Annotated in this window: 4 protein-coding genes; 3 read left to right on the forward strand and 1 reads right to left on the reverse strand. The window is 65.9% G+C overall.

Going from position 1 to position 2,581, the window contains the following annotated elements:
• The coding region (locus ABT116_RS42365) for a hypothetical protein (protein ID WP_351645851.1) at positions 1-322 on the reverse strand (322 nt) is incomplete at its 3' end.
• Between the two features lie 243 nt (positions 323-565).
• Here ABT116_RS42365 and ABT116_RS42370 point away from each other — a divergent pair.
• The 3 genes from ABT116_RS42370 to ABT116_RS42380 form a co-directional block, all read left to right on the forward strand.
• Positions 566-1,054, forward strand: coding sequence for a hypothetical protein (locus ABT116_RS42370; RefSeq protein ID WP_350835169.1), 489 nt, complete (start codon positions 566-568; stop codon positions 1,052-1,054).
• Between the two features lie 58 nt (positions 1,055-1,112).
• Positions 1,113-1,664: a hypothetical protein gene (locus tag ABT116_RS42375; RefSeq protein WP_350835171.1), complete on the forward strand. Its 552-nt coding sequence runs from the start codon at positions 1,113-1,115 to the stop codon at positions 1,662-1,664.
• Between the two features lie 406 nt (positions 1,665-2,070).
• Positions 2,071-2,581: DUF8548 family protein (locus ABT116_RS42380; RefSeq protein WP_351645861.1), on the forward strand; the 511-nt coding region annotated here is incomplete at its 3' end.

Raw genomic sequence — 2,581 nt, forward strand, 5'->3', positions numbered from 1 at the left:
CGATGCCGGCGGCCGGAGCCGCGGTGTGCCGCTCGCCGAGGCCGGCGCCGCTCTGGTTGCACCAGTTGCCGGCCCCGGACTTCACCGAGCGAAAGGGTGCAGCCCATGGCCCACTAGAAGCGGTAACAGGCTTGCGCGCGGCCCGGAGTTGACGATCGGCGTCCGGGTGCTGGTCCGCCGGAAAGCCCGAAGCGGACGACCTCGGCGAGGTCGTCGAGGACTTCGCGGCACTGACCGAACCTGGGGCGCCGGTTACGGCTGGGCGCCGGCGCATCGGTGGGCGATCGCGCTCGACGACGGGCGGGCTGATCTTCGCCGACACCGAGGACCTCACCGTCGATCCCGGCACCCACCGCTGCGCCCCCACCCCGAAGTCCGCGCCTCCCACGCAGGTCCGATCCCCGGGGAGTGGCCGGCGTCAAACGAGACCGGGTGACCGACGGCCGCATCCGCGGTCGGTGCCGGGCCCGTTCCAGCTCCGCTTTCCTATCGCGTGGGCGTGGTGGATCGTCTCGCACCCCACTGCCTAGAGTTTGGGCTCAGACCGAGCGGGTACGCGAAGGCGGTGAAGGCGAACGAGCACCTGCAGGGAGGGCGCTCCGGTGCCGCGGGTGAGCAGGTCTCGGTGCTGCTGATCGCGGATCCGGGCGAACCAGCGGCTCTTGCCGAACGTATTGCGGAGTACCTGCCGGAACGCCTGGGCAGCCCTGACCGGGACGAGCGCCGGTGGACGACGTGCGTGCGCCGCAAACCGTACCTGCCCGACGAGCAAGCGGATTTCGCCGATATCATCGACACGGTCGATCCGTCCTCCGAAGAGGAAGACATCGTCGTATACCTCACCGATCTGCCGCGCCGCGAGGACACCCTCCCGGTGGTGGCCGACGTCAGCGCCGACCACAAATTCGCGCTCATCTCGGTCGCCGGAGTGGGCGGCATCCACATCGAGCGCCGCGTCCGCACCATCACCGAACTCGCCATCGCCCACATCCTCGGTGAGCCGGCACTCATGCCCCCCCGGTGCGGCGCGACGGTTCCGGTCTGCGCAAGTTGAGGACGGCATCCGGTACTTCGCGCCCTCTGGACTGCGGCGACTGCGACTGTTGTCGGGGATGGTGCGCGCCAACCGGCCGTGGCGACTGGTCACCGGACTGTCGAAGGTCCTCGTCGGCGCCTTCGCCACGGGTGCGATCGCGCTGGCCACCAACACGATCTGGTTGTTCGCCGACACGATGGGGCCATGGCGTATGAGTGTGGCGATGATTTTGTCGATCGTGGCGATCATTCTCTGGCTGATCCTCGACCACGAACTCTGGGAGCGGCCGAAGTCGCCGGCGGAACGCGATCGATCGGTGCTGTACAACACCGCGACCGTAGTCACCCTGGTCATCGGTGTCGTCGTGCTGCATGTGGCCCTGTTCTGCCTGCTGCTGTTCACCGCGTGTCTGACTCTTCCCTCGGAACTGCTGTCCAGTGTTCTCGGGCACGGGGTGAACTTCTCCGACTACCTGACGCTCACCTGGCTGCTGGCGTCCATCGCGACCATCGGTGGGGCCCTCGGTTCGGGTCTCGAGGACGACGCCGCCGTCAAAGAGGCGGCGTACGGGGTCCGACAGCGGCAACGCATCGAGGAAACGCGGAGTCGGTCGAACGAGGCGCGATGATCGCGGCCCGGCGAAACATGCGTCCCAACTCAAAAGCGCCGACGAGGTTTGCGATGTACCGTCTGCCGAACCCGCACCGGCACGTCCTGAAACCGGCCCTTGATCGAAACTCGCCGACCAGTACAAACCCGATAGCCCCGTCCACTGATTTTGCCTTCGGGGCGTCAAACGGGCGTCAAACGGGGCAGTCCGAACAAACGGGATCTCGCGGTCGGCTACTCGGAACCAACGCGAAAACACGGGACAGGCAGCTGGTGTGGGCACAGTGTCCGATGAAGAAATGTCATCAGGTTGAGACAGATCGCGGTGGCCATACCGTGAGACCCGACATGAACGCGCATGTCACGGCGTCTCGAAATGTCATCGGCAGCGAGACCCTACACGAAGCACAGATCAGAGGACACACATGCCCACGCCATCAGATGATCGGCTTGAACTCCTCGCGAAGCGCTGCAACGCCGACCTCGGCGATTCTGATCTGTGGTTCCGCCCGGATGGCTACCCGCGCAGCCTTGCTCTGTGCATCATCGACTCGATCGCGTCCACCGGCGCACACTACAACTCCGTCAAAAACGTCCTGAGGCATTACATCGACTTCCGGCAGGCGCAGGGCGGTGATGCCGACACCGACAATGCCGGCGCCCTGTTGGAGACTTTCGACGAACTCGGCGGCCCGAAGGAGTGGGCCGAGATGACGAACAATCGCAAACCGACCTCGACGACCAAAGGTGCTCCGCTCAAGGCTGCGGCTATTCATGAGGCTGCCGGGCGGCTGCGTGAGCTGGGAATCGACAGCACCGACGACCTCCGCGCCGCCGACGCCGACGATCTCGCGAGCGCGAAGAAAGCCTGGGCGCGGGTACCTGGCCAGCGTTCCGGGATCACCTGGAACTACTTCCTGATGCTCGCTGGTACTC

The organism is Streptomyces sp. NPDC002130 (assembly GCF_040296465.1).
GTDB lineage: Bacteria > Actinomycetota > Actinomycetes > Streptomycetales > Streptomycetaceae > Streptomyces.